Here is a 19,549-nt window from a genome sequence, read left to right as displayed (position 1 = left end):
GTCAGCGCTCCTCGAGCTCCGCCCAGGCGTCGTCGAGTGCCTTCTGGGCGGCCTCCTGCGCCTGCCCGAGGGCTGCCTGCGGCTCGGCCTGTCCGTTCAGGACCTTGTTCACGGCATCCTGCATCGCGGTCGTGAACTCGGCGTCGGCGGGGTTGGCCGGCAGCGAGAACGATGCCTCGTTGGCCTCGTACATCGCGTCGACGGCGGTGTCCCAGGGCTCCCCGCCTGAGGTCACCATCCCCTGGATCATGGCGTCGGCCTCGGCGTTGCCGGTCAGGATGCCGGTGAAAGGCTTGCTCTCGGCCTCGCGCAGCTCCAGGCGGGCGTTCGCGGCGGCCTCCCACGCATCGACGGATGTCATCGCGCGCGCCCACCGGCAGGCGGCCTCGGGGTTGGGGCTTCCCGAGGGAATCGCCCATGCCGAACCCGACGCATACGCGACGGTGTCGCCGTCGCGCGTGTGGACCGTGTCGAAGGCGAGCGGGGCGTCCGGCGAGACGTCGTTGAGCACGTTGACGTACCACTGCTCCATCGGCATCGCGCCGAGGACGCCGGTGGCGAACTGGTTGCCCGCGCCGAAGAAGTCCGCGGAGTCGCGATAGGCCTTCACGTCGCTGAAGCCGCCCTGGGCGTCGTAGATCGAGACCGCCCATTCGAGAGCTTCGACGACGGCGGGGTCGTCGAGCTGTGCCGTGCGCCCGTCCTCGGAGATCAGGTCCGCCCCGTTCGACTTGGCCCACAACGGCAGGAACTCCGGCAGTTTGCTGTCGACGCCGATGACCTCCAGTCGCCCGCCCGACGCGGAGGCGAGCGCGTCGTTGGCGGCGGACATGGCCTCCCAGTCCGACCCGTTCACCGCGTCGATGCCCACCCCGGCATCCGCGAGCAGATCGGCGTTCGCCATCGTGATCTGGATCGAGTTGAACTCCGGGATGCCGTAGACCGACCCGTCGAAGGTGACCTGCTCCAGCGCGGCGGGGACGTACATCGACGTGTCGATCGACTCTCCCTCGATGCAGGAGTCGAGTGGGACGATCGCGCCGCGGGCCGCGAGCGACCCGATCTGGTTGCGGTTCGCGTAGACGACGGCAGGCGGCTTGCCGGAGGCGACAGCGGAGAGGAACTGCTGCAGATCGAGTTCGCCCTCGATGAGCGAGACGTCCACGTCCGCGCCGAGCTCCTGCTCCGCCAGTTCCATCCGGCTCGTCGCGACCTCGTCGACACCGCTGAAGCCCATGACCTGCAGATCGCCGGTGAGCTCGGCATCCGCCTCGTACTGGGCGCCGCCGTCCCCCTGGCCGCCGGTACCGACTGCGCACCCCACCAGCAGGGCCGCGGTCGCCGCTGCGCCGCCGAACGCCGTCACCGTGCGCCGCGTCGTGATGTCCATGTGCGCCTCCTCACGCGAAGCGCCCACTCGAGCGCTTGCGGCGCACGCTAGGAACGCGACGCGGCAGTGGAGGAGGGGATTGATTCGTGTCGAGAAGTGGTCTAGACGCGCGGGGAGAGGTCGGGTGCGATGCGGGTCCCGAAGGTGTGCCGCAGCGCGGACCGGGCGGCGTGCCATCCGGCCAGACCGTGGACGCCCGGGCCCGGGCTCACCGACGCGGAGCAGAGGTACACGCCGTCGAGAGGCGTGCGCCACGGCTCGGGCGACACCACGGGGCGTTTCAGGAGCTGCCAGAGGGCAGGGGCGCCGGCCGCGATGTCGCCGCCGGGGTAGTTCGGGTTCTCCGCCTCGACCTCGACCGCGTTGCGCGAGTTCACGGCGAGGATCAGGTCGCGGAAGCCCGGTGCGAATCGTTCGATCTGGGCGATCACCGCCTCGGCGCGATCCGCCGTCGATCCCGACGGCACGTGCGTGTACGTCCACAGCGTGTGGTGGCCCGCGGGCGCCCGCGACGCATCGAACCCCGACGGCTGCGCGACGAGGACGTACGGCGCATCCGGCAGGCCGCCGCGGGAGATGAGGGTCTCGGATGCCGCCACCTCGGCACGCGTGCCGCCGACGTGCACGGTCCCGGCGGCCGCCACCTCCGGGTTCGCCCAGGGCACCGGACCCGACAGCGCGAAGTCCACCTTCGCGACCGCACCGCCGTACCGGAACCGTTCGAGGGCGCTGCGGTATCCGGCGGGGACCGCGTCCCCCGCGATCCGCAGGAACGCGCGCGGGATGACATCGAGCAGGACGGCCCGGGAGGCGGGCAGCTCGGCGAGTGAGGTCACCTCGTGATCGGTCACGATCTCACCCCCGTGGGCGCGTAGATCGTCGGCCATCGCGTCGACGATGCGCTGGCTGCCGCCGACCGGGATCGGCCATCCGCGCGCGTGCGCATAGGTCGTGAGGGCGAGCCCCGCCCCTGCACCGGCGAGGCTCGGCAGCGGCAGGATGGTGTGCGCCGCGACACCCGTGAGCATGGCGGGCGCGGCCTCCTCGCGGAAGCGTGCGTTCCAGGCCGGGCTCCCCTGCTCCAGCGTCCGGGCACCGAACCACGCGGCCGCGAGCGGATGCCGAGGCACCCGCAGCAGCGGATGCCCCGTGAAGTCGGCGACACCGGACGCGCGGTCCACCAGCGGGCGCAGCAAGCGCGCGTACGCGTCCCCGTCGCGACCGAGTCCTTCGGCGGTGCGGTCGAGGTCGCGATAGGCGACCGCCGCGCGGCCGCCGTCGAGGGGATGCGCGAAGGACGCGTCGGGGACGACGAAGTCGACTCGCTGCCCGAGTCCGAACTCGCGGAAGAACCGGCTCTCGAATGCGAGCGGATGCACGGCGGAGCAGACGTCGTGGTGGTAGCCCGCGAGAGTCATCTCGGCGGTGCGCGCGCCCCCGCCGATCGTCGCGCCCTTCTCGTAGACGCGGACGGCCAAGCCTGCCCGGGCGAGAGTGACGGCTGCGGCGAGCCCGTTGGGCCCCGCCCCCACGACGACCGCGTCGACGTCGCTCACCCCTGGACGCCCTCGTCCTCGGCGGTGGTCTCATCGGTGGGCCGCACAGCGCGTCCCTCCGCGAGGTAGGCCAGCCGGTGGAGGGTCTCGTGGTTGCGCAGCTGGAGCGCGACGTCGAGGAGAGGCTGCGGGATGAGACTGCCCGGCCCCGCCACCGCCTCCTCCTGGATGCGCACGATGCATCCGTCGCGATGCGGCTTCACCTGGATGTCCACCTGGGCCTCCCCCATCGGCCATCCCTTCGCCCGCAGCAGGATGTGGCGGGGCGGATCGTAGGCGAGGACCTCGGTCGAGTCGTCGATGAGCACCGGCCACACACCGAACGAGTGGTGCAGGTGCGAACCCGTGGCCGGCCACGCGTCCGCCACCTCCCGCATCCGGGACGCTCCGACCACCCATGCGGGGAACAGCCAGCCGTCCTCGAGGACGGCGAAGACGTCAGCAGGCGTGCAGGCGAACAGGCGCGAGTTGCGGGACATGGCTCGACGCTATCGAGTCACGGACACCGCAGCCGACGGGGTTGCGCCGCCTCCGAGGTCGTGTCAGGCGCGGACAAGGGTGCGGGCGAGGCTCCGCCGCTCCAGCGCGATGCTGAGGGCTGCGACGCCGAGTCCGGCGAGAGCGAGCAGGAACCCGACCCACACCGGCGCGGTGAAGCCGAGGCCGGCCGCGATCACGGCGCCTCCGAGGGCAGCACCGAGCGCGTTGCCGGTGTTGAGCGCGGAGTGGTTGAGGGCCGCCGCGATCGACTGGTTGTCGCCCGCGACATCCATCAGGCGCGTCTGGATGGTCGGGCTCACGGCCGACGCGGCGAAGGCCACGGCGAAGACGAACACGACGACCGTGACGATCCAGCCCGAGGTCAGGGCCAGCAGCAGCTGCGAGAGCGCAAGCAGCCCCAGGAGGCCGAACATCGCACGGATGAGGTCGACGTCGGCGAGGTGCCCGCCGACGAGGTTGCCCGCCGTCATCCCGAGCCCCAGGATCACGAGCACGATCGGAACGACCCACGCCGGCGACCCCGCCGCCTCGGTGACCAGCGGCGACACGTAGGTGTACGCCGCGAAGAATCCGCCGAAGCCGATGGCCCCGACCCCGAGCGCGAACCAGACCTGGCCGATCCGGAAGACCCCGAGCTCCGCGCGGAGCGTGCGGGACGGCTCGCCGGCGCGGCGCGGGACGGTGACGGCGATGGCGGCCGTCGCGGCACCGAAGATGGCGACCACGAGCACGAACGCCCATCTCCAGCCCAGGTTCTGCCCGAGGAATGTGCCCAGCGGCACCCCGACGACGTTCGCCACCGTGAGGCCCGTCAGCACGAACGCCACGCCCTTGGCCCGGTTGCCCGGCCCCATGACGTCGGCGGCCACGAGCGCGCCGATGCCGAAGTACGCACCGTGGGGAAGCCCCGCCAGCAGCCGCGACGCCGCGACGAGCTCGAACGTCGGGAGGAGGAGCGTGAGCGCGTTGAACAAGGTCAGCGCGCCGGCGAGGAGGACCATGACGCGGTGACGCGGATACTTGGCGACGGATGCCGCGATGGTCGGCGCCCCGATCACGACCCCGAGGGCGTAGAGGGTGATGAGCCACCCCGCGTGGGCGATCGCATCCTCCTGAGAGGTCGCCCAGGTCGACGGCAGGAGCTCGCGCGCGATCTCGGGGAGGAGCCCCATGACGACGAACTCCGTCATGCCGATGCCGAAGCTGCCGACGGCGAGCGCGAGGAGGGCGCGGCGGGGACGGATGGGGGCGGAGGTCACTCCGAGATCGTAGTCCCGCTCCCGCGCTCATCACGAATCGATTCGATGGCGGTCTCGAGCCGCGCGATCTTCCCGTCGATCTCGCCCGTGTAGCCGGGGCGGATGTCGGCTTTCACGACGAGCGAGACCCGCGAGCCGAAGGGCTGCACGGCGTCGACCGCACCTTTGACCACGGCCATCACCTCGTCCCACTCCCCTTCGACCTCGGTGAACATGCTCGTCGTGCGGTGCGGCAGGCCCGAGGCGCGGACGACCGCGACGGCCGCCGCGACGGCGTCGTGAACGGAACCATCCGCATTGCCGTTCCCGGACGGGGCGACGGAGAAGGCGACGAGCATGGAAGGACCTCCGGATCAGTGGGTGAGGGGGACGGCTGCGACGACGGATGCCGGCAGTCGCACGAGTCTGACGACCATCCACACAAGGAGCGCGACGAGAACGAGGTTGCGGAGCGTGAGGACCGCCACGGCGGGGAAGGCCGGCGTGACGATGCCGCCGTAGAGCACGGGGTAGACGAGTTGCGTCAGCGCCGCAGCGATCAGCACGAGCACCCCCGGGACCGTCCACCGACGACGGTCGATCACGAGCCCGAGCACGACGGGAGCGAACAGCCACGTGTGGAACTGCGGAGATCCCACCTTGTTGACCACGATGAGCACGAGCACGAGCGCGAGCGAAAGGACCGGGAACAGCCGCACGAACGGCGCGCCACGGCGCAGCCGCCAGACCCCGATCAGGAGCACGGCGGCGGCCGACGCGGCGAGCAGGGGCGTCATCGCGGCGATGACCAGGTCGACGTGAGGTCCCGTGACCTGGAACGTCAGGAGCCCCAGGTCGTAGTAGACCGCGGCTCCGTCGGATCCGAGCAGCGCACCCCAGACGTAGGGGGCGCTCACGGGTGCCTCCACCTGCAGTCCGCGCCCCGTCTGCCCGGTGACGAATCCGAGCGCGTGGTCCGCACCACCGGCGGCGACCACGGCGCCCAGCACCGCGACGCTCACGAGAGCCGCGGCGGCGATCACCGTTGCACGACGGCGGACGGCGACGACCGCCGCCGCCAGGAGCGCCGCCGGCCATACCTTGATCCACGTCGCCGCGGCGAGGAGGGCGGCGGCGGTCCCCGGCCGGCGCACCAGCCACAGGCATCCGAGGATCGCGAGCGGAACCGAGATCGCGTCGATCCGGTACATCCCGACGGGTCCGAGGCAGACGATCGCGGCGAGCCAGAACACCGCCGCGGCGACCCGGCCCCGGGAGCGCACGCGGCCGATGAGCACGGCGAACGCGACCGCGTCGATGAGGGTCACGAGGACCGCCCAGCCGACGGTGTAGTCGCCGACCAGGGCACCCGGCAGATGCGCGAGGAGCATGGGCAGCAGCGCGAGGTGCGGGTAGACCCAGTCCTGGGTCACCCCGACGACTCCCCCACCCGAGAAGACGGCGCGCGACCACGGCTCGTAGACGCGGTAGACATCGCCCATCGGCTCGTTCGGCAGGACGAAGCCGAGCACCCCCACACCCAGGTGGACGAGCGCGAACGCGGCCCAGAGCAGCACGCGATTCGTCACGCGCCCAGCCTACGGGCGTGCCCGCGCGGGCCGTGACGCGGTTCAGCCGCGCAGTGCATCGGCGACGGCGTGCGGCAGATGCTCCGCCACGTCGAGCGCGGCGATGGGTCCGCCGCGGTGGGCGGCGACGGCGAGCGCCGCCGCGTGCCCGTGCAGCCAGACAGCGGATGCCGCGGCCCGCTGCACCGCGGCGAGGTCACCCGGCGACGCGCCTCGACCGATGACACCCGCGATCACGGCACCGACTGTGCCGGCCAGGACGTCGCCGGTCCCCGCGGTCGCCAGCCAGGAGGTCGGCGCGGTGATCTCGATCGGCGGGGAGTCCGGCGCGGCGATCACCGTCGTCGCCCCTTTCCGGACGACCACGCCGCCGAGGGCCCGCGCGGTCTCGGAGGCGTCGTCCGTGTCCGGATCGAGCCCGAGCATCCGGCGCAGCCGCTGGTGCTCGCGTCCGTGAGGCGTCGCCACGACCGGGGCCGAGGCCTCGCCGGCGAGGTCGAGGGCGCCCGCGTCCACGATGACGGGGACGTCTCCGCTGAGGACGGCGGCGAGGGCGGCGCGCTCGCGTGCCGAGCGGTGCGCGGCATCCGTCCCCGACCCGATGACCCACGCCTGCACACGGCCCTCGGCGGTCACCGTCTCGGGCCTGCGGGCGAGGACCAGGTCCGCGGCGCGCTCCGGTCCGAGGTACCGCACCATCCCGACACCGCACCGCCACGCCGCGTCGACCCCGAGAACCGCCGCGCCCGGGAACGCGGTCGACCCCGTGCGCATGCCGACGACGCCGCGGGAATACTTGTCATCGTCCGCCGTTGGCTCGGAGACGACCTCGGCCGTGTCCGCCCTCGTCCATCCCTGCGCCGCCATGGCGCCCACCCTACTGCGACGGAGTCCACCCATGACCCTGCTGTTCCGCCCCCTCGAGCTGACCGGTGCGACCGCGCGCAACCGCCTCTGGGTGTCGCCCATGTGCCAGTACTCGGCGGTCGAGGGCGTGCCGAACGACTGGCACCACGTGCACCTCGCGCAGTTCGCAGCCGGTGGTGCCGGGGTCGTCATCGCCGAAGCGTCGGCGGTCACCCCCGAGGGCAGGATCTCGCCCCAGGACACCGGGCTGTGGAACGACGCGCAGCGGGATGCCTGGACCCCGATCGTCGCGGCGATCCACGACCGCGGCGCCCTCGCCGGCGTGCAGCTCGCGCACGCGGGCCGCAAGGCGTCGACGCACCGCCCGTGGGACGCGGAGCGCGGCACCGTCGCCGCCGCCGACGGCGGCTGGACGACGGTGGCTCCCTCCGCCATCGCGTTCGACGGGTATGCGCAGCCGGTCGCGATGAGTGCCGACGACATCGAGTCCCTCGTGGACGCCTTCGCCCAGGCTGCCCGCCGCGCCGACGAGGCCGGGTTCGACCTGCTGGAGGTCCACGCCGCGCACGGCTACCTGCTGCACCAGTACCTCTCACCCCTGTCCAACGAGCGCACCGACGAGTACGGCGGATCGCTCGAGAACCGTGCACGGCTCCTGCTGCGCGTCGTGACCGCCGTCCGCGACGCCGCACCCGACCGGGTGCTCGCCGTCCGCTTCTCGGCGACCGACTGGGCCGAGGGCGGCTGGGGCGTCGAGGAGACCGCGACGGTCGCCGCCTGGGTCGGCGAACGCGGCGCACGCGTGATCGACATCTCCACCGGCGGCCTGGTCGCACACCAGCGGATCACCACCGGCCCGGGCTACCAGGTGCCGTTCGCCGCGACCGTCCGCGAGCGCACCGGCCTGCTGGTCACGGCGGTCGGCGAGATCCTCGACGGCCCGCAGGCCGAGGCGGTCCTGCAGGACGGTCTCGCCGACGCCGTCATGATCGGACGCGGCTGGCTCCGCGACCCGCACTTCGCCCTGCACGCGGCCGACGAGCTCGGCGACGCGGAGGCAGCGGCGCTGTGGCCGCCGCAGTACCTCCGCGCCCGCCGGCACTGAGACCGGCCACCGACGACGCCCTGCGAGGCCTCACAGCCGGCGAGTGGCGTCATGCACCTCGCCGACGAGCTCCTCGATGATGTCCTCGAGGAACAGGACCGCGGTCGTCTCCCCCGCCGAGTCGCGCACCTGTGCGAGGTGGCGGCTCGATCGACGCATGAGCGCGAGGGCGTCCTCGAGGTCGGTGGTCTCGCCGATCGGGATCATGTGGTGGATGCGCTTCGGCTTGATCGGGAGCTCGACGGTGGCGTCGGCATCCGCCCCTTCCGCGGCGCGCAGCACGTCCTTCAGGTGGACGTAGCCGAGCGGCATCCCCTCGTCGTCGACGATCACGTACCGCGAGAAGCCGTGACGGGCGACGGCCCGCTCGATCTCGTCGGGTGTCGTGGTCTCGGGCAGGGTCACGAGCTCGGAGAGCGGGACCGCGACATCCTTCGCCTTCTTGTCGGTGAACTCGACCGCCATCGCCACGGCACCGGAGGCGTCGTCGAGGACACCCTCGATACGCGACTGATTGACGATCGTGGCGACCTCGTCGAGCGTGAAGGTCGAGGCCGCCTCGTCCTTCGGCTCGACGCGGAACAGCCGGACCACGTGGTTCGCGATCCAGTTGAGCGCGACGATGATCGGGTGGAAGACGCGGGAGACGAAGACCAGCGGGGGCGCGAGCAGAAGCACCGCGCGGTCCGGGAGCGAGAACGCCAGGTTCTTCGGCACCATCTCACCGAACACCACGTGCAGGTACGAGACGAGAAGCAGAGCGATCACGAAGCCGGTGACGTCCACCACGGCGTAGGGCAGGCCGATCGCCTCGAGCGGCACCGCCAGCAGGTGGTGGATGGCCGGCTCCGACACGTTGAGGATGAGCAGCGAGCAGATCGTGATGCCGAGCTGGCACGTCGCCAGCATGAGCGTCGCATGCTCCATGGCCCACAGCGCGGTCTTCGCCGAACGGGAGCCCTTCTCGGCCAGGGGCTCGATCTGCGAGCGTCGCGCCGAGATGACGGCGAACTCCGCGCCGACGAAGAAGGCGTTGGCGATCAGCAGCACGACCAGCCAGGCGATTCCGGCCCAGTCGCTCATCGACGACCACCCCCTTCGGTCTCGGCGCCGACCGGCACGGGCGCGGGGACGAACTTGACGCGGTCGACACGACGGCCGTCCATCCGCTGCACGGTGATGGTCCCGTCCTCCAAGGTGATCTCGTCCCCGACCGCGGGGATGCGCTCGAGCGTGGCCATGATGAACCCGCCGACCGTGTCGTAGACGTCGCCCTCCGGGACACGGATGCCGGTGCGGTCGAGCACCTCGTCGGGACGGAGGTCGCCGGGGAAGATGATCGAGCCCTTCGCGCGGACGACGCCGGCGCGGCTGCGGTCGTGCTCGTCGAGCACCTCGCCCACGATCTCCTCGACGAGATCCTCGAGCGTGACGACGCCGGCCGTCCCGCCGTACTCGTCGACGACGATCGCCATCTGGTAGCCGCGCGAACGCAGCTCCGACATCAGCCCGTCGAGGTGGACGGCCTCCGGAACACGGAGCGGCTCCTCGGCGATCGCCGCAGCCGGGACGTCCGCGCGACGCTCGCGCGGCACCGACACCGCCTGCTTGAGGTGGACGATGCCCGTGATGTCGTCCATCGACTCGCCGTAGACGGGGAACCGGCTGTGGCCGGTGCGTCGGGCGAGCTGGACCACCTCTTCGACGCTGTCGTCGGCGGCGACGGCGTGGACGCTCGGGCGCGGGGTCATGACGTCAGCGGTCGTGAGACGCGAGAACGTCAGCGTGCGATCCAGCAGCGAGGCGGTGTCCTCCTCGAGGACGCCGGCGCTCGCGGAGCGGCGCACGAGGCTCGAGAGCTCCTCGGCCGTGCGCGCGCCCGACAGCTCTTCCTTGGGCTCGACCCCCATCGCCCGCAGCACGGCGTTCGCGCTGCCATTGAGCAGCGAGATGGCGGGTCGGAAGACGGTCGTGAAGACCGTTTGGAAGCCCATCACGAGCTTGGCGGTCTGACGCGGGACGGCCAGCGCGAAGTTCTTCGGGACGAGCTCGCCAATGATCATCGAGAAGATCGTCGCGACGGTGATCGCCACGACGGTCGCGATGGGGCGGGATGCCGCTTCCGGCACACCCCAGAGTGCGAGGACCGGGCTCAGGAGGTTCGACAGCGCCGGTTCCATCGTGTAACCGGTGAGCAGAGTCGTCAGCGTGATGCCGAGCTGAGCGCTCGACAGGTGCGTCGACGTGATCCGGAGAGCGTTGATCGTCAGCGACAGCCGACTCTCGCCCGCGGCACGGCGGGACTCGAGGTCGGCTCGGTCGAGGTTCACCAGGGCGAACTCGCTCGCGACGAACAGACCGGTTCCCACGGTCAGGAGCAGCCCCACGCCCAACATGACGTAGTCCATCACACGTCACCCCCGATCATCGGGGAGCAGGGTCGGTGGGGCGAGGGTCTACTGGGAGGGTCGTCCATTGTGCGGATGATTCTACGGCACACCCGTCACGGCGGGCGGTGGAGTCACCAGCTGACGGGCAAGGCCTTGCCCTCCTCGTACCCGGCGGCCGACTGGAAGCCCACGGTGGCACGCTCGTGGAAGTCCGCGACCGTCGCGGCTCCCGCGTACGTGAACGAGGAGCGGACGCCCGACGTGATCATGTCGAGCAGGTCCTCCACGCTCGGGCGCAGGGGGTCGAGGTAGATGCGCGAGGACGAGATGCCCTCCGCGAACAGCTCCTTGCGTGCACGCTCGAAGGGGTCGAGCCGGCCGAACCGCCCCTGGACCGCCTTCGTCGACGCCATGCCCCAAGATTCCTTGAAGACGCGCCCCTCCGCATCGACCCGCAGATCGCCGGGCGCCTCGATCGTGCCCGCGAACCACGAGCCGATCATGACGGATGCCGCACCCGCCGCCAGGGCGAGCGCGACATCCCGCGGGTAGCGGACGCCGCCGTCGGCCCACACGTGCGCGCCTGCGGCGGCGGCGGCCTCGGCGGTCTCCAGCACCGCGGAGAACTGCGGGCGGCCGACGGCGGTCATCATGCGCGTCGTGCACATGGCGCCCGGGCCCACGCCGACTTTGAGGATGGTCGCCCCCGCCTCGACGAGATCACGCACGCCCTCGGCGGTGACGACGTTGCCGGCGACGATGGGCAGATCGAGACCCTCCGCCTGCACGGCGCGCAGCGCGCGGATCATGCTCTCCTGATGCCCGTGCGCGGTGTCGACGACGAGCGCGTCGACACCCGCCGCCGCGAGAGCCCGCGCCTTCGCGGCGACGTCGCCGTTGATGCCCACCGCCGCAGCGACGATGAGCCGTCCGTCGGCGTCGACGGCGGGGCGGTAGAGGGAGGAGCGCAACGCCGTGCGCTGTGAGAGCGTGCCGACGAGATGGCCGTGCTGCAGGACGGTGACGATGTCGGCATCCGCCGCGACCAGAAGGTCGAACGCCGCGCGGGCGGAGTCCACGTCGTCCGCGTCGATGGATGCCGCACGTCCGCGCACGAGATCTCCGAGCCGCGCGTCGGGCAGGGCGGTGCCGAGGCGTTCGGCCGGCACGATGCCGAGGATGTCGTCGACGTGCACCTGCGGTCCGCTCGTGCCGTGCTGCGACGGCGTGGCGACCACGATCCCGTGTCCTGCGGCCGGTGGCAGGAGAGCGGCGGCCTCTGCGACCAGCGCGTCGGGCGTCAGGACGAGCGGAGTGTCCCAGCGCACAGGCTGGTCCTTCACCCAGCGGATGCCGGCATCCACTTCCTGCAGAGGCATGTCCTGGGGCAGCACCGCCAGACCACCGCGACGGGCGAGCGTCGCCGCCATCCGCGGCCCCGTGACGGAGTTCATGTTGGAGGCCACGATGGGGATGGTGGCGGTCGTCCCATCCCCCGGCGACAGGTCGACGTCGAGGCGGCTGGTCACGTCCGACCGTCGGGGCACGAGGAACACGTCGGAGTACGTCAGATCGCCTGCGGGTCGCTCACCGGAGAAGTGCATACCCCAACGCTAGGCGACCGTCGACCCCCCGCGCCGGTCGGGCTGCGCGGGTCGGGCGCGGCAGAACCTGGGATACCCTTGATGTCTGTGCGCGAGGCCGCGCGGGCACCGCACATTTCGAACGTCGACGACGAAAGCAGGCGGATCCGTGTCCAGTCAGGTGACCGGCGTGGGAACTACGAGCGACGGGGAGTTCGGAGCCAATGAGTGGCTCGTCGCAGAGCTGTACGAGCAGTACACCCGCGACAAGAACTCAGTGGACAAGGAGTGGTGGCCGATCCTCGAGGCGTACACGCCCGAGGGCTCCTCCGGCGCCCCGACGGCGGAGGCCGCACCGGCTTCCGCTGCATCTGCACCACCGGCTCCCGCCGCACCTGCTCCCGCCGCATCTGCTCCCGCGGCAGCCGAGTCCCGCGCCGCGGCGACCGGCGCCCAGCCCGTGGCCCGCACGACCGCGCGCCCTGCGGCGCCTCAGCCGATCCCGGCCGAAGCACCGAAGGCGGCACCCGCCGGCGACAAGGCCGTCCTCGAGGACACCGTCACCCCGCTGCGCGGTCTGCCCAAGACCCTCGCCGCCAACATGGACGAGTCGCTGACCGTCCCGACCGCGACGAGCGTCCGGACGATCCCGGCCAAGCTGATGATCGACAACCGCATCGTCATCAACAACCACATGTCCCGCACGCGCGGGGGCAAGGTGAGCTTCACCCACATCATCGGATGGGCCCTCATCCAGGCTCTGAAGGCCTTCCCGACGCAGAACGTGTACTACGCCGAGGTCGACGGCAAGCCCTCGGTCGTCGCGCCCGCGCACATCAACCTCGGCATCGCGATCGACCTCCCCAAGCCCGACGGCACCCGCGCCCTGATGGTCCCCAGCATCAAGCAGGCCGAGACGCTGACCTTCGGCGAGTACCTCACCGCCTACGAGGACCTCGTTCAGCGCGCCCGCAAGAACAAGCTGACCGCAGCGGACTTCCAGGGGACCACGGTCTCGCTGACCAACCCGGGCGGCATCGGCACGGTGCACTCCGTCCCCCGCCTGATGAAGGGGCAGGGCTGCATCATCGGCGCCGGCGCCCTCGACTACCCCGCCGAGTTCCAGGGCGCCAGTGAGAAGACGCTCGGCGAGCTCGGCATCGGTAAGACGATCACGCTCACGAGCACGTACGACCACCGCGTGATCCAGGGTGCGGGCTCGGGTGAGTTCCTGAAGATCGTGCACCAGCTCCTGATCGGTCAGGAGGGTTTCTACGACGACATCTTCGCGGCCCTCCGCATCCCGTACTCCCCCATCCGCTGGTCGAGCGACATCAAGGTCGACATCGCCGAGCGCGTCGACAAGACGGCGCGGGTGCAGGAGCTGATCAACTCCTACCGCGTCCGCGGCCACATGATGGCCGACATCGATCCCCTCGAGTACGTGCAGCGCACGCACCCCGACCTCGAGATCGAGAATCACGGCCTCACCTTCTGGGACCTCGACCGCGAGTTCGTCACGAACGGCTTCGGCGGCAAGCGCACGATGAAGCTGCGCGACATCCTCGGCATCCTGCGCGACTCCTACTGCCGCACCCTCGGTGTCGAGTACATGCACATCCAGGACCCGACCCAGCGCAAATGGTTCCAGGACAATCTCGAGGTCAAGTACCAGAAGCCCGGACACGACGAACAGCTGCGCGTTCTCGGCAAGCTGAACGAGGCCGAGGCGTTCGAGACGTTCCTGCAGACGAAGTTCGTCGGTCAGAAGCGGTTCAGCCTGGAGGGCGGCGAATCCCTCGTTCCGCTCCTCGACCAGATCCTGCAGGGTGCCGCCGCCGAGGGCCTCGACGGCGCCGCGATCGCCATGGCGCACCGCGGTCGCCTGAACGTCCTCACGAACGTCGCCGGCAAGACCTACAGCCAGATCTTCCGCGAGTTCGAGGGCTCTGTCGCCGTGGGCTCGAAGAGCGGTTCGGGCGACGTCAAGTATCACCTGGGCACGCAAGGCACGTTCGTCGCCGACGGCGGCGAGGAGCTCCCCGTCTACCTCGCCGCGAACCCCTCGCACCTCGAGACCGTCGACGGAGTCCTCGAGGGAATCGTCCGCGCCAAGCAGGACCGCCTCCCCATCGGATCCTTCTCCTGGCTGCCGATCCTCGTCCATGGTGACGCGGCCTTCGCCGGCCAGGGTGTCGTGATGGAGACGCTGCAGATGTCGCGTCTGCGTGGCTACCGCACCGGCGGCACGGTCCACGTCGTGGTCAACAACCAGGTCGGCTTCACGACCCTGCCCCTCGACGCCCGCACCTCGATCTACGCGACGGATGTCGCCAAGACCATCCAGGCGCCGATCTTCCATGTGAACGGCGACGACCCCGAGGCCGTCGTCCATGTCGCGGAGCTCGCCTTCCGCTACCGGCAGGAGTTCAACCGCGACGTCGTGATCGACCTCGTCTGCTACCGCCGCCGCGGGCACAACGAGGGAGACGACCCCTCGATGACGCAGCCCCTGATGACGAACCTCATCGAGGCGAAGCGGTCGGTTCGCAAGCTCTACACGGAGGCGCTCGTCGGCCGAGGCGACATCACCGAGGAGGAGTACGAGAAGGCCAAGCAGGACTTCCAGAACCGCCTCGAGATCGCCTTCGCGGAGACCCACGCCGCCCAGACCGGCACCTCGCCGGTCGTCGCCTCCGACGAACCCGCGGAGACCGCGATGGGTGAGCCTGAGAGCACCGGTGTCGCCCGCGATGTCATCGAGCGCATCGGGGACGCGTTCCTCAACAAGCCCGAGGGCTTCACGGTCCACACCAAGCTGCAGCAGCTGCTGGAGAAGCGGCACGACATGAGCCGCAACGGCAAGATCGACTGGGGCTTCGGCGAGCTGCTCGCGTTCGGCTCGCTCCTCGTCGAGGGCTCGAACGTGCGACTGGCCGGACAGGACGTCCGGCGCGGCACGTTCGTCACGCGCCACGCCGTCATGCACGACCGTGCGAACGGTCAGGAATGGCTGCCCCTGGCGAACCTCGGCGACAACCAGGGCCGGTTCTATGTCTACGACTCGCTCCTGAGCGAGTACGCGGCGATGGCGTTCGAGTACGGCTACTCGGTCGAGCGAGCCGACACCCTCACGCTGTGGGAGGCCCAGTTCGGCGACTTCGCCAACGGAGCGCAGTCGGTGATCGACGAGTTCATCTCCTCGGCCGAGCAGAAGTGGGGTCAGCAGTCGAGTGTCGTACTGCTGCTCCCCCACGGGTACGAGGGTCAGGGACCCGATCACTCGTCGGCTCGCATCGAGCGGTACCTGCAGATGTGCGCGCAGGACAACATGACCGTCGCGCGCCCGTCGACGCCGGCGTCCTACTTCCACCTGCTGCGGCGCCAGGCCTACGCCCGGCCGCGTCGGCCGCTCGTCGTCTTCACCCCGAAGGCCATGCTGCGACTGCGGAACGCGACGAGCACCGTCGAGGACTTCCTCGACGGTCGGTTCGAGCCGGTCATCGACGACGGTCGGAACCTCGACCGCAACGCCGTGACCCGCGTCCTGCTCCACGCAGGCAAGATCCACTGGGACCTCGCCGCCGAACTCGAGAAGAACCCGAACGAGAAGGTCGCGCTCGTCCGCCTCGAGCAGTACTACCCGGCGCCGATCGACCAGCTCAACGCGGTGCTCGACAGCTACCCGAACGCGGAGCTGTTCTGGGTCCAGGAGGAGCCCGAGAACCAGGGCGCGTGGCCGTTCATCGCGCTCGAGGTCGTCAAGCACCTCCATGGCCGCACCATCAAGCGGATCTCGCGCGCCTCGGCCGCGTCCACGGCGACCGGATCACCGAAGGTCCACGCCCGCGAGCACGCCGCGATCATGGAGAAGGCACTGAGCGTCTGAGTCCGACGTGTACGCGAAAGGCCCCGCTCCGGCGGGGCCTTTCGCGTACAGGTCTGACCGCGGGTCAGTGGTGGGTCGCCTGCTCCGCACGCAGACGCGTGAGCACCTGATCGCGCAGGTCCTCCGGAGCCGCCTCCTTGCACGCCCGCGCGACGACCGCCGTCAGCGTGGTCGCCACGAGCGCCTCGTCGCGGCACGCCGCGCAGTTCTCCAGATGCTCGGTGATGTCCGAATGGCGCGTGTGGCAGATCTCGTTGCGCAGGTACTCCTCGAGATCCTGACGGGCCTTGTCGCAACCGCAGTCGGTCATTTCACACTCCTCGTCGCCGGCACCTCGATGCCGCGCTCTTTCGCATACTCGGACAGCAGGTCGCGGAGCTGTCGTCTGCCACGGTGCAGACGGCTCATGACCGTGCCGATGGGGGTTTTCATGATGTCCGCGATCTCCTGATACGCGAATCCTTCGACGTCCGCGAGGTAGACGGCAAGTCGGAAGTCCTCCGGGAGGGACTGCAGCGCGTCCTTCACGACGGATGCCGGCATGTGATCGATCGCCTCGGCCTCGGCCGATCGGGCGGACGACGCCGTGGTCGATTCGGCGCCGCCGAGCTGCCAGTCCTCCAGGTCGTCGATCGTTCCCTGGTAGGGCTCTCGCTGCTTCTTGCGATAGGTGTTGATGTACGTGTTCGTGAGGATGCGGTACAGCCACGCCTTCAGATTCGTGCCCTGCGTGAACGACGCCCATGCCGCGAACGCCTTGACGAAGGTCTCCTGGACGAGGTCCGACGCGTCGGCGGGATTGCGGGTCATCCGCATGGCCGCAGCGTACAGCTGGTCCATGAAGGGGAGCGCCTGCTCCTCGAACTGGGTTCGCGGGTCGTCGACCGCCTGCTCGTTCATCACAGGCCAGTCTACGTCCGCCCATTCTGCGAGCATGGGCGCGTCAGTCGTGGCGATCATCGCGCTCCTCTCCCCTGGCGTGCACGGTGTCGACAATGGGGCCAACCGGGACCGGGCCGCACCTATTCCCCGTTTCTCGGATGACGTCACCCCGTTCAGTAGGCTGGGAGCGATGAGCGACGCGCCCCCTCCCCCTTCCCCCGCCGACGGTGCGTACGCAGCGGGCTGGCCGGCACCGACCTCCGTCGAGCCGGTCCAGGCGCGCGTGACGGTGCCCGGATCCAAGTCGCTCACGAACCGCGAGCTCGTGCTCGCCGCGATCGCCGACGGACCGAGCCTGCTCAGCGGTGCGCTGCACTCGGACGACTCCGCCCGTATGATCGACGCCCTCCGTGCCCTCGGTGTCACGATCGACCCCATCGCCGGGGACTCGCCGTTCGGCCCGGACCTCGAGGTGATACCGCCGGCGAGCTTCTCCGGCGACACCACGATCGACTGCGGACAGGCCGGGACCGTGATGCGGTTCATCTCTCCGATCGCGGGGCTCGCGGTCGGCGATGTGCACGTCACGGCGCATCCGACGGCGATGCACCGGCCCATGGGCGCGATGATCCACGCGCTGCGGGAGATCGGCGCCGACATCGACGATGCCGGCAGTTGGGCGCTCCCTTTCGATGTGCGAGGACACGGACACCTCCGCGGGGGCGAGGTCACGATCGACGCCAGTCAGTCCAGCCAGTTCGTGTCGGGGCTCCTCCTTGCGGCGGCACGCTTCGACGTGGGGCTCCGGCTCATCCATGACGGCGAGCGCCTTCCGAGCCTCCCCCACATCGAGATGACCGTCGAGGCCCTCGCCCGCCGCGGAGTGCACGTCGAGCACCCGACCCCCAACGAGTGGCTCGTCCCGGCAGGTCCTGTCCGCGGCAAGGACATCGCCATCGAGCCGGACCTCTCCAACGCCGCGCCGTTCCTGGCCGCCGCCATCCTGACGGGCGGCTCGGTGACCGTCCCCGGGTGGCCCGCGCATTCGACGCAGCCTGGTGCACTGCTCGCCGACATCCTCGCAGTCATGGGGGCGCACGTCTCCCGGCGCGCGGGGGCGCTCACGGTGACCGCCGGCGATCGCCTCTCGGGTGTGGACCTCGACCTGTCCGCAGCGAGCGAGCTCACGCCCACCCTATTCGCACTGGCGGCGTTCGCCGACGCCCCCACGACGTTCCACGGCATCGGGCACATCCGGGGGCACGAGACCGACCGGATCGCAGCCCTGGTGGACAACCTCCGGGCTCTCGGCGGCGAGGCCGAGGAGCAGGAGGACGGCATCCATGTCGTCCCTCGCCCGCTCCACGGCGGTGTGTGGCGGGCGCACCACGACCACCGGATGGCGACCGCGGGCGCCGTCATCGGCCTCCGGGTGCCCGGCGTGGTCGTGGACGACATCGGGACGACGGCGAAGACCATGCCGGAGTTCCCCCAGCTGTGGGCGGACATGCTCGCGTGAGCTGGCTCGACGACGGCGATGACGACGACCTCGACTACGACGAGGCCGACATCCGCGTCCGACCGAACCCCAAGGCCAACCGGCCGCGGACCAAGCGCCGCCCCGCTCACGCGGATGCGCAGATCGCCCGGGTCCTCGGAGTGGACCGCGGCCGCTACACCGTCCTCGTGGACGAGGACGGTCCGCACGAGCGTCAGATCGTCGCTACGCGGGCTCGAGAGCTCCGCAAGCAGCCGATCGTCAACGGTGACCGTGCCCGCGTCGTCGGAGACACCTCGGGCGACGAGGGAACACTCGCGCGCATCGTGGGCATCGAGGAGCGCACGTCCCTCCTGCGCCGCAGCGCGGACGACACCGACCAGGTCGAGCGGGTCATCGTCGCCAACGCCGATCAGCTCCTGATCGTCGTCGCTGCTGCCGATCCCGAGCCGCGCCCCCGCCTCGTCGATCGCTACCTCATCGCCGCGCTGGACGCCGGCATGCGCCCCCTGCTGGTGGTCACCAAGACCGACCTCGCGGACCCGGCCTCCTTCCTGGCGCACTTCGAGGGCCTCGACGACCTCGAGGTCTTCACGAGCGGGCGGGAGCGGATGCCGGTGGGCGAGATCGGCGCGCGTCTGGCGGGGCACGCCACCGTCTTCGTCGGACACTCCGGCGTCGGCAAGTCGACCCTCGTCAACGCCCTCGTTCCCGACGCCGCCCGCGCGACGGGTCACGTCAACGAAGTCACCGGTCGCGGTCGACACACCTCGAGCTCCGCCGTCTCCCTGCGCTACGTGGGCGACGACGGCCGCGGGTGGGTCATCGACACCCCCGGGGTGCGGTCCTTCGGGCTCGGCCATGTCGACCCGGCGAACATCCTCCGTGCCTACACCGACTTGGCAGCGATCGCCGAGGAGTGCCCGCGCGGCTGCACGCACCTGCCCGACGCGCCCGACTGCGCGATCATCGAGGCTGTCGCGGAGGGCCGACTGGGCGAACGCGGGCCCGCGCGACTCGACTCCCTGCAGCGACTCCTCGCCACCTTCGCCACCTGAGCG

At 70.6% G+C, this 19,549-nt stretch carries 16 protein-coding genes; 4 read left to right on the top strand and 12 right to left on the bottom strand.

Features of this window, described 5'->3' with window-relative positions; genetic code table 11:
- Position 1: 1 nt before the first annotated feature.
- From M3190_RS05085 to M3190_RS05055, 7 genes are all read right to left on the bottom strand, one after another.
- Positions 2–1,390, bottom strand: coding sequence for an extracellular solute-binding protein (locus M3190_RS05085; protein WP_251579166.1), 1,389 nt, complete (start codon positions 1,388–1,390; stop codon positions 2–4).
- A 101-nt stretch (positions 1,391–1,491) separates the two neighbouring features.
- Entirely contained in the window at positions 1,492–2,946 is a 1,455-nt protein-coding gene (locus M3190_RS05080) for a phytoene desaturase family protein (RefSeq protein WP_251579164.1), read from the bottom strand.
- A complete protein-coding gene (locus M3190_RS05075; RefSeq protein ID WP_251579163.1) occupies positions 2,943–3,425 on the bottom strand; it encodes an SRPBCC family protein in 483 nt (160 codons plus the stop codon). Before M3190_RS05075 ends, M3190_RS05080 begins: the two co-directional genes overlap by 4 nt.
- A gap of 63 nt (positions 3,426–3,488) precedes the next feature.
- Positions 3,489–4,706: an MFS transporter gene (locus M3190_RS05070; protein WP_251579161.1), complete on the bottom strand. Its 1,218-nt coding sequence runs from the start codon at positions 4,704–4,706 to the stop codon at positions 3,489–3,491.
- Positions 4,703–5,044, bottom strand: a complete 342-nt coding sequence (locus tag M3190_RS05065) for a thiamine-binding protein (protein WP_251579159.1) — start codon at positions 5,042–5,044, stop codon at positions 4,703–4,705. Before M3190_RS05065 ends, M3190_RS05070 begins: the two co-directional genes overlap by 4 nt.
- A gap of 15 nt (positions 5,045–5,059) precedes the next feature.
- Entirely contained in the window at positions 5,060–6,274 is a 1,215-nt protein-coding gene (locus M3190_RS05060) for a glycosyltransferase 87 family protein (protein ID WP_251579157.1), read from the bottom strand.
- Positions 6,275–6,316: 42 nt separating this feature from the next.
- Positions 6,317–7,150, bottom strand: a complete 834-nt coding sequence (locus tag M3190_RS05055; RefSeq protein ID WP_251580402.1) for an ADP-dependent NAD(P)H-hydrate dehydratase — start codon at positions 7,148–7,150, stop codon at positions 6,317–6,319.
- A 22-nt stretch (positions 7,151–7,172) separates the two neighbouring features.
- On the opposite strand from M3190_RS05055, the gene M3190_RS05050 reads away from it, so the two are divergent.
- Positions 7,173–8,246: an NADH:flavin oxidoreductase/NADH oxidase gene (locus M3190_RS05050; protein ID WP_251579155.1), complete on the top strand. Its 1,074-nt coding sequence runs from the start codon at positions 7,173–7,175 to the stop codon at positions 8,244–8,246.
- Positions 8,247–8,276: 30 nt separating this feature from the next.
- Here M3190_RS05050 and M3190_RS05045 read toward each other — a convergent pair whose 3' ends face one another.
- The 3 genes from M3190_RS05045 to M3190_RS05035 form a co-directional block, all read right to left on the bottom strand.
- Positions 8,277–9,329: a hemolysin family protein gene (locus M3190_RS05045; RefSeq protein WP_251579153.1), complete on the bottom strand. Its 1,053-nt coding sequence runs from the start codon at positions 9,327–9,329 to the stop codon at positions 8,277–8,279.
- Entirely contained in the window at positions 9,326–10,654 is a 1,329-nt protein-coding gene (locus M3190_RS05040) for a hemolysin family protein (protein WP_251579152.1), read from the bottom strand. Before M3190_RS05040 ends, M3190_RS05045 begins: the two co-directional genes overlap by 4 nt.
- Positions 10,655–10,767: 113 nt before the next feature.
- Positions 10,768–12,240, bottom strand: coding sequence for a GuaB1 family IMP dehydrogenase-related protein (locus M3190_RS05035; RefSeq protein WP_251579150.1), 1,473 nt, complete (start codon positions 12,238–12,240; stop codon positions 10,768–10,770).
- 148 nt (positions 12,241–12,388) lie between these two features.
- On the opposite strand from M3190_RS05035, the gene M3190_RS05030 reads away from it, so the two are divergent.
- Positions 12,389–16,108, top strand: a complete 3,720-nt coding sequence (locus M3190_RS05030) for a multifunctional oxoglutarate decarboxylase/oxoglutarate dehydrogenase thiamine pyrophosphate-binding subunit/dihydrolipoyllysine-residue succinyltransferase subunit (RefSeq protein ID WP_251579149.1) — start codon at positions 12,389–12,391, stop codon at positions 16,106–16,108.
- Between the two features lie 64 nt (positions 16,109–16,172).
- Here the strand turns inward: M3190_RS05030 and M3190_RS05025 are convergent, their stop codons facing one another.
- Both M3190_RS05025 and M3190_RS05020 read right to left on the bottom strand, forming a co-directional pair.
- The gene (locus tag M3190_RS05025) at positions 16,173–16,418 is read right to left on the bottom strand and encodes an alpha-ketoglutarate decarboxylase (protein ID WP_251579141.1); all 246 of its coding nucleotides are present in this window, start codon (positions 16,416–16,418) and stop codon (positions 16,173–16,175) included.
- On the bottom strand, positions 16,415–17,068 hold the full coding sequence (locus tag M3190_RS05020) for a sigma-70 family RNA polymerase sigma factor (protein ID WP_285875891.1): 654 nt from the start codon (positions 17,066–17,068) through the stop codon (positions 16,415–16,417). Before M3190_RS05020 ends, M3190_RS05025 begins: the two co-directional genes overlap by 4 nt.
- 112 nt (positions 17,069–17,180) lie before the next feature.
- Here M3190_RS05020 and aroA point away from each other — a divergent pair, with 112 nt between their 5' ends.
- Complete coding sequence (aroA, locus tag M3190_RS05015; RefSeq protein ID WP_251579139.1) at positions 17,181–18,509, top strand: 3-phosphoshikimate 1-carboxyvinyltransferase; 1,329 nt, start codon at positions 17,181–17,183, stop codon at positions 18,507–18,509.
- Entirely contained in the window at positions 18,506–19,546 is a 1,041-nt protein-coding gene (gene rsgA / locus M3190_RS05010) for a ribosome small subunit-dependent GTPase A (protein ID WP_251579132.1), read from the top strand. The genes aroA and rsgA overlap by 4 nt, the downstream gene beginning before the upstream one ends.
- Positions 19,547–19,549 lie beyond the last annotated feature (3 nt).

Source organism: Microbacterium oleivorans (assembly GCF_023715745.1).
Classification (GTDB): domain Bacteria; phylum Actinomycetota; class Actinomycetes; order Actinomycetales; family Microbacteriaceae; genus Microbacterium; species Microbacterium oleivorans_D.
The sequence above is the reverse complement of the archived record's forward strand: the minus strand, read 5'-3'. Positions and strand labels throughout refer to the sequence as shown.

Excerpts from the sequence above, each read along its gene's own strand:
- M3190_RS05085 (WP_251579166.1), bottom strand. The coding sequence starts at position 1,390 with ATGGACATCACGACGCGGCGCACGGTGACGGCGTTCGGCGGCGCAGCG.
- M3190_RS05075 (WP_251579163.1), bottom strand. The coding sequence starts at position 3,425 with ATGTCCCGCAACTCGCGCCTGTTCGCCTGCACGCCTGCTGACGTCTTC.
- M3190_RS05065 (WP_251579159.1), bottom strand. The coding sequence starts at position 5,044 with ATGCTCGTCGCCTTCTCCGTCGCCCCGTCCGGGAACGGCAATGCGGAT.
- M3190_RS05050 (WP_251579155.1), top strand. The coding sequence starts at position 7,173 with ATGACCCTGCTGTTCCGCCCCCTCGAGCTGACCGGTGCGACCGCGCGC.
- M3190_RS05045 (WP_251579153.1), bottom strand. The coding sequence starts at position 9,329 with ATGAGCGACTGGGCCGGAATCGCCTGGCTGGTCGTGCTGCTGATCGCC.
- M3190_RS05040 (WP_251579152.1), bottom strand. The coding sequence starts at position 10,654 with ATGGACTACGTCATGTTGGGCGTGGGGCTGCTCCTGACCGTGGGAACC.
- M3190_RS05035 (WP_251579150.1), bottom strand. The coding sequence starts at position 12,240 with ATGCACTTCTCCGGTGAGCGACCCGCAGGCGATCTGACGTACTCCGAC.
- M3190_RS05025 (WP_251579141.1), bottom strand. The coding sequence starts at position 16,418 with ATGACCGACTGCGGTTGCGACAAGGCCCGTCAGGATCTCGAGGAGTAC.
- M3190_RS05020 (WP_285875891.1), bottom strand. The coding sequence starts at position 17,068 with ATGATCGCCACGACTGACGCGCCCATGCTCGCAGAATGGGCGGACGTA.
- aroA (WP_251579139.1), top strand. The coding sequence starts at position 17,181 with ATGAGCGACGCGCCCCCTCCCCCTTCCCCCGCCGACGGTGCGTACGCA.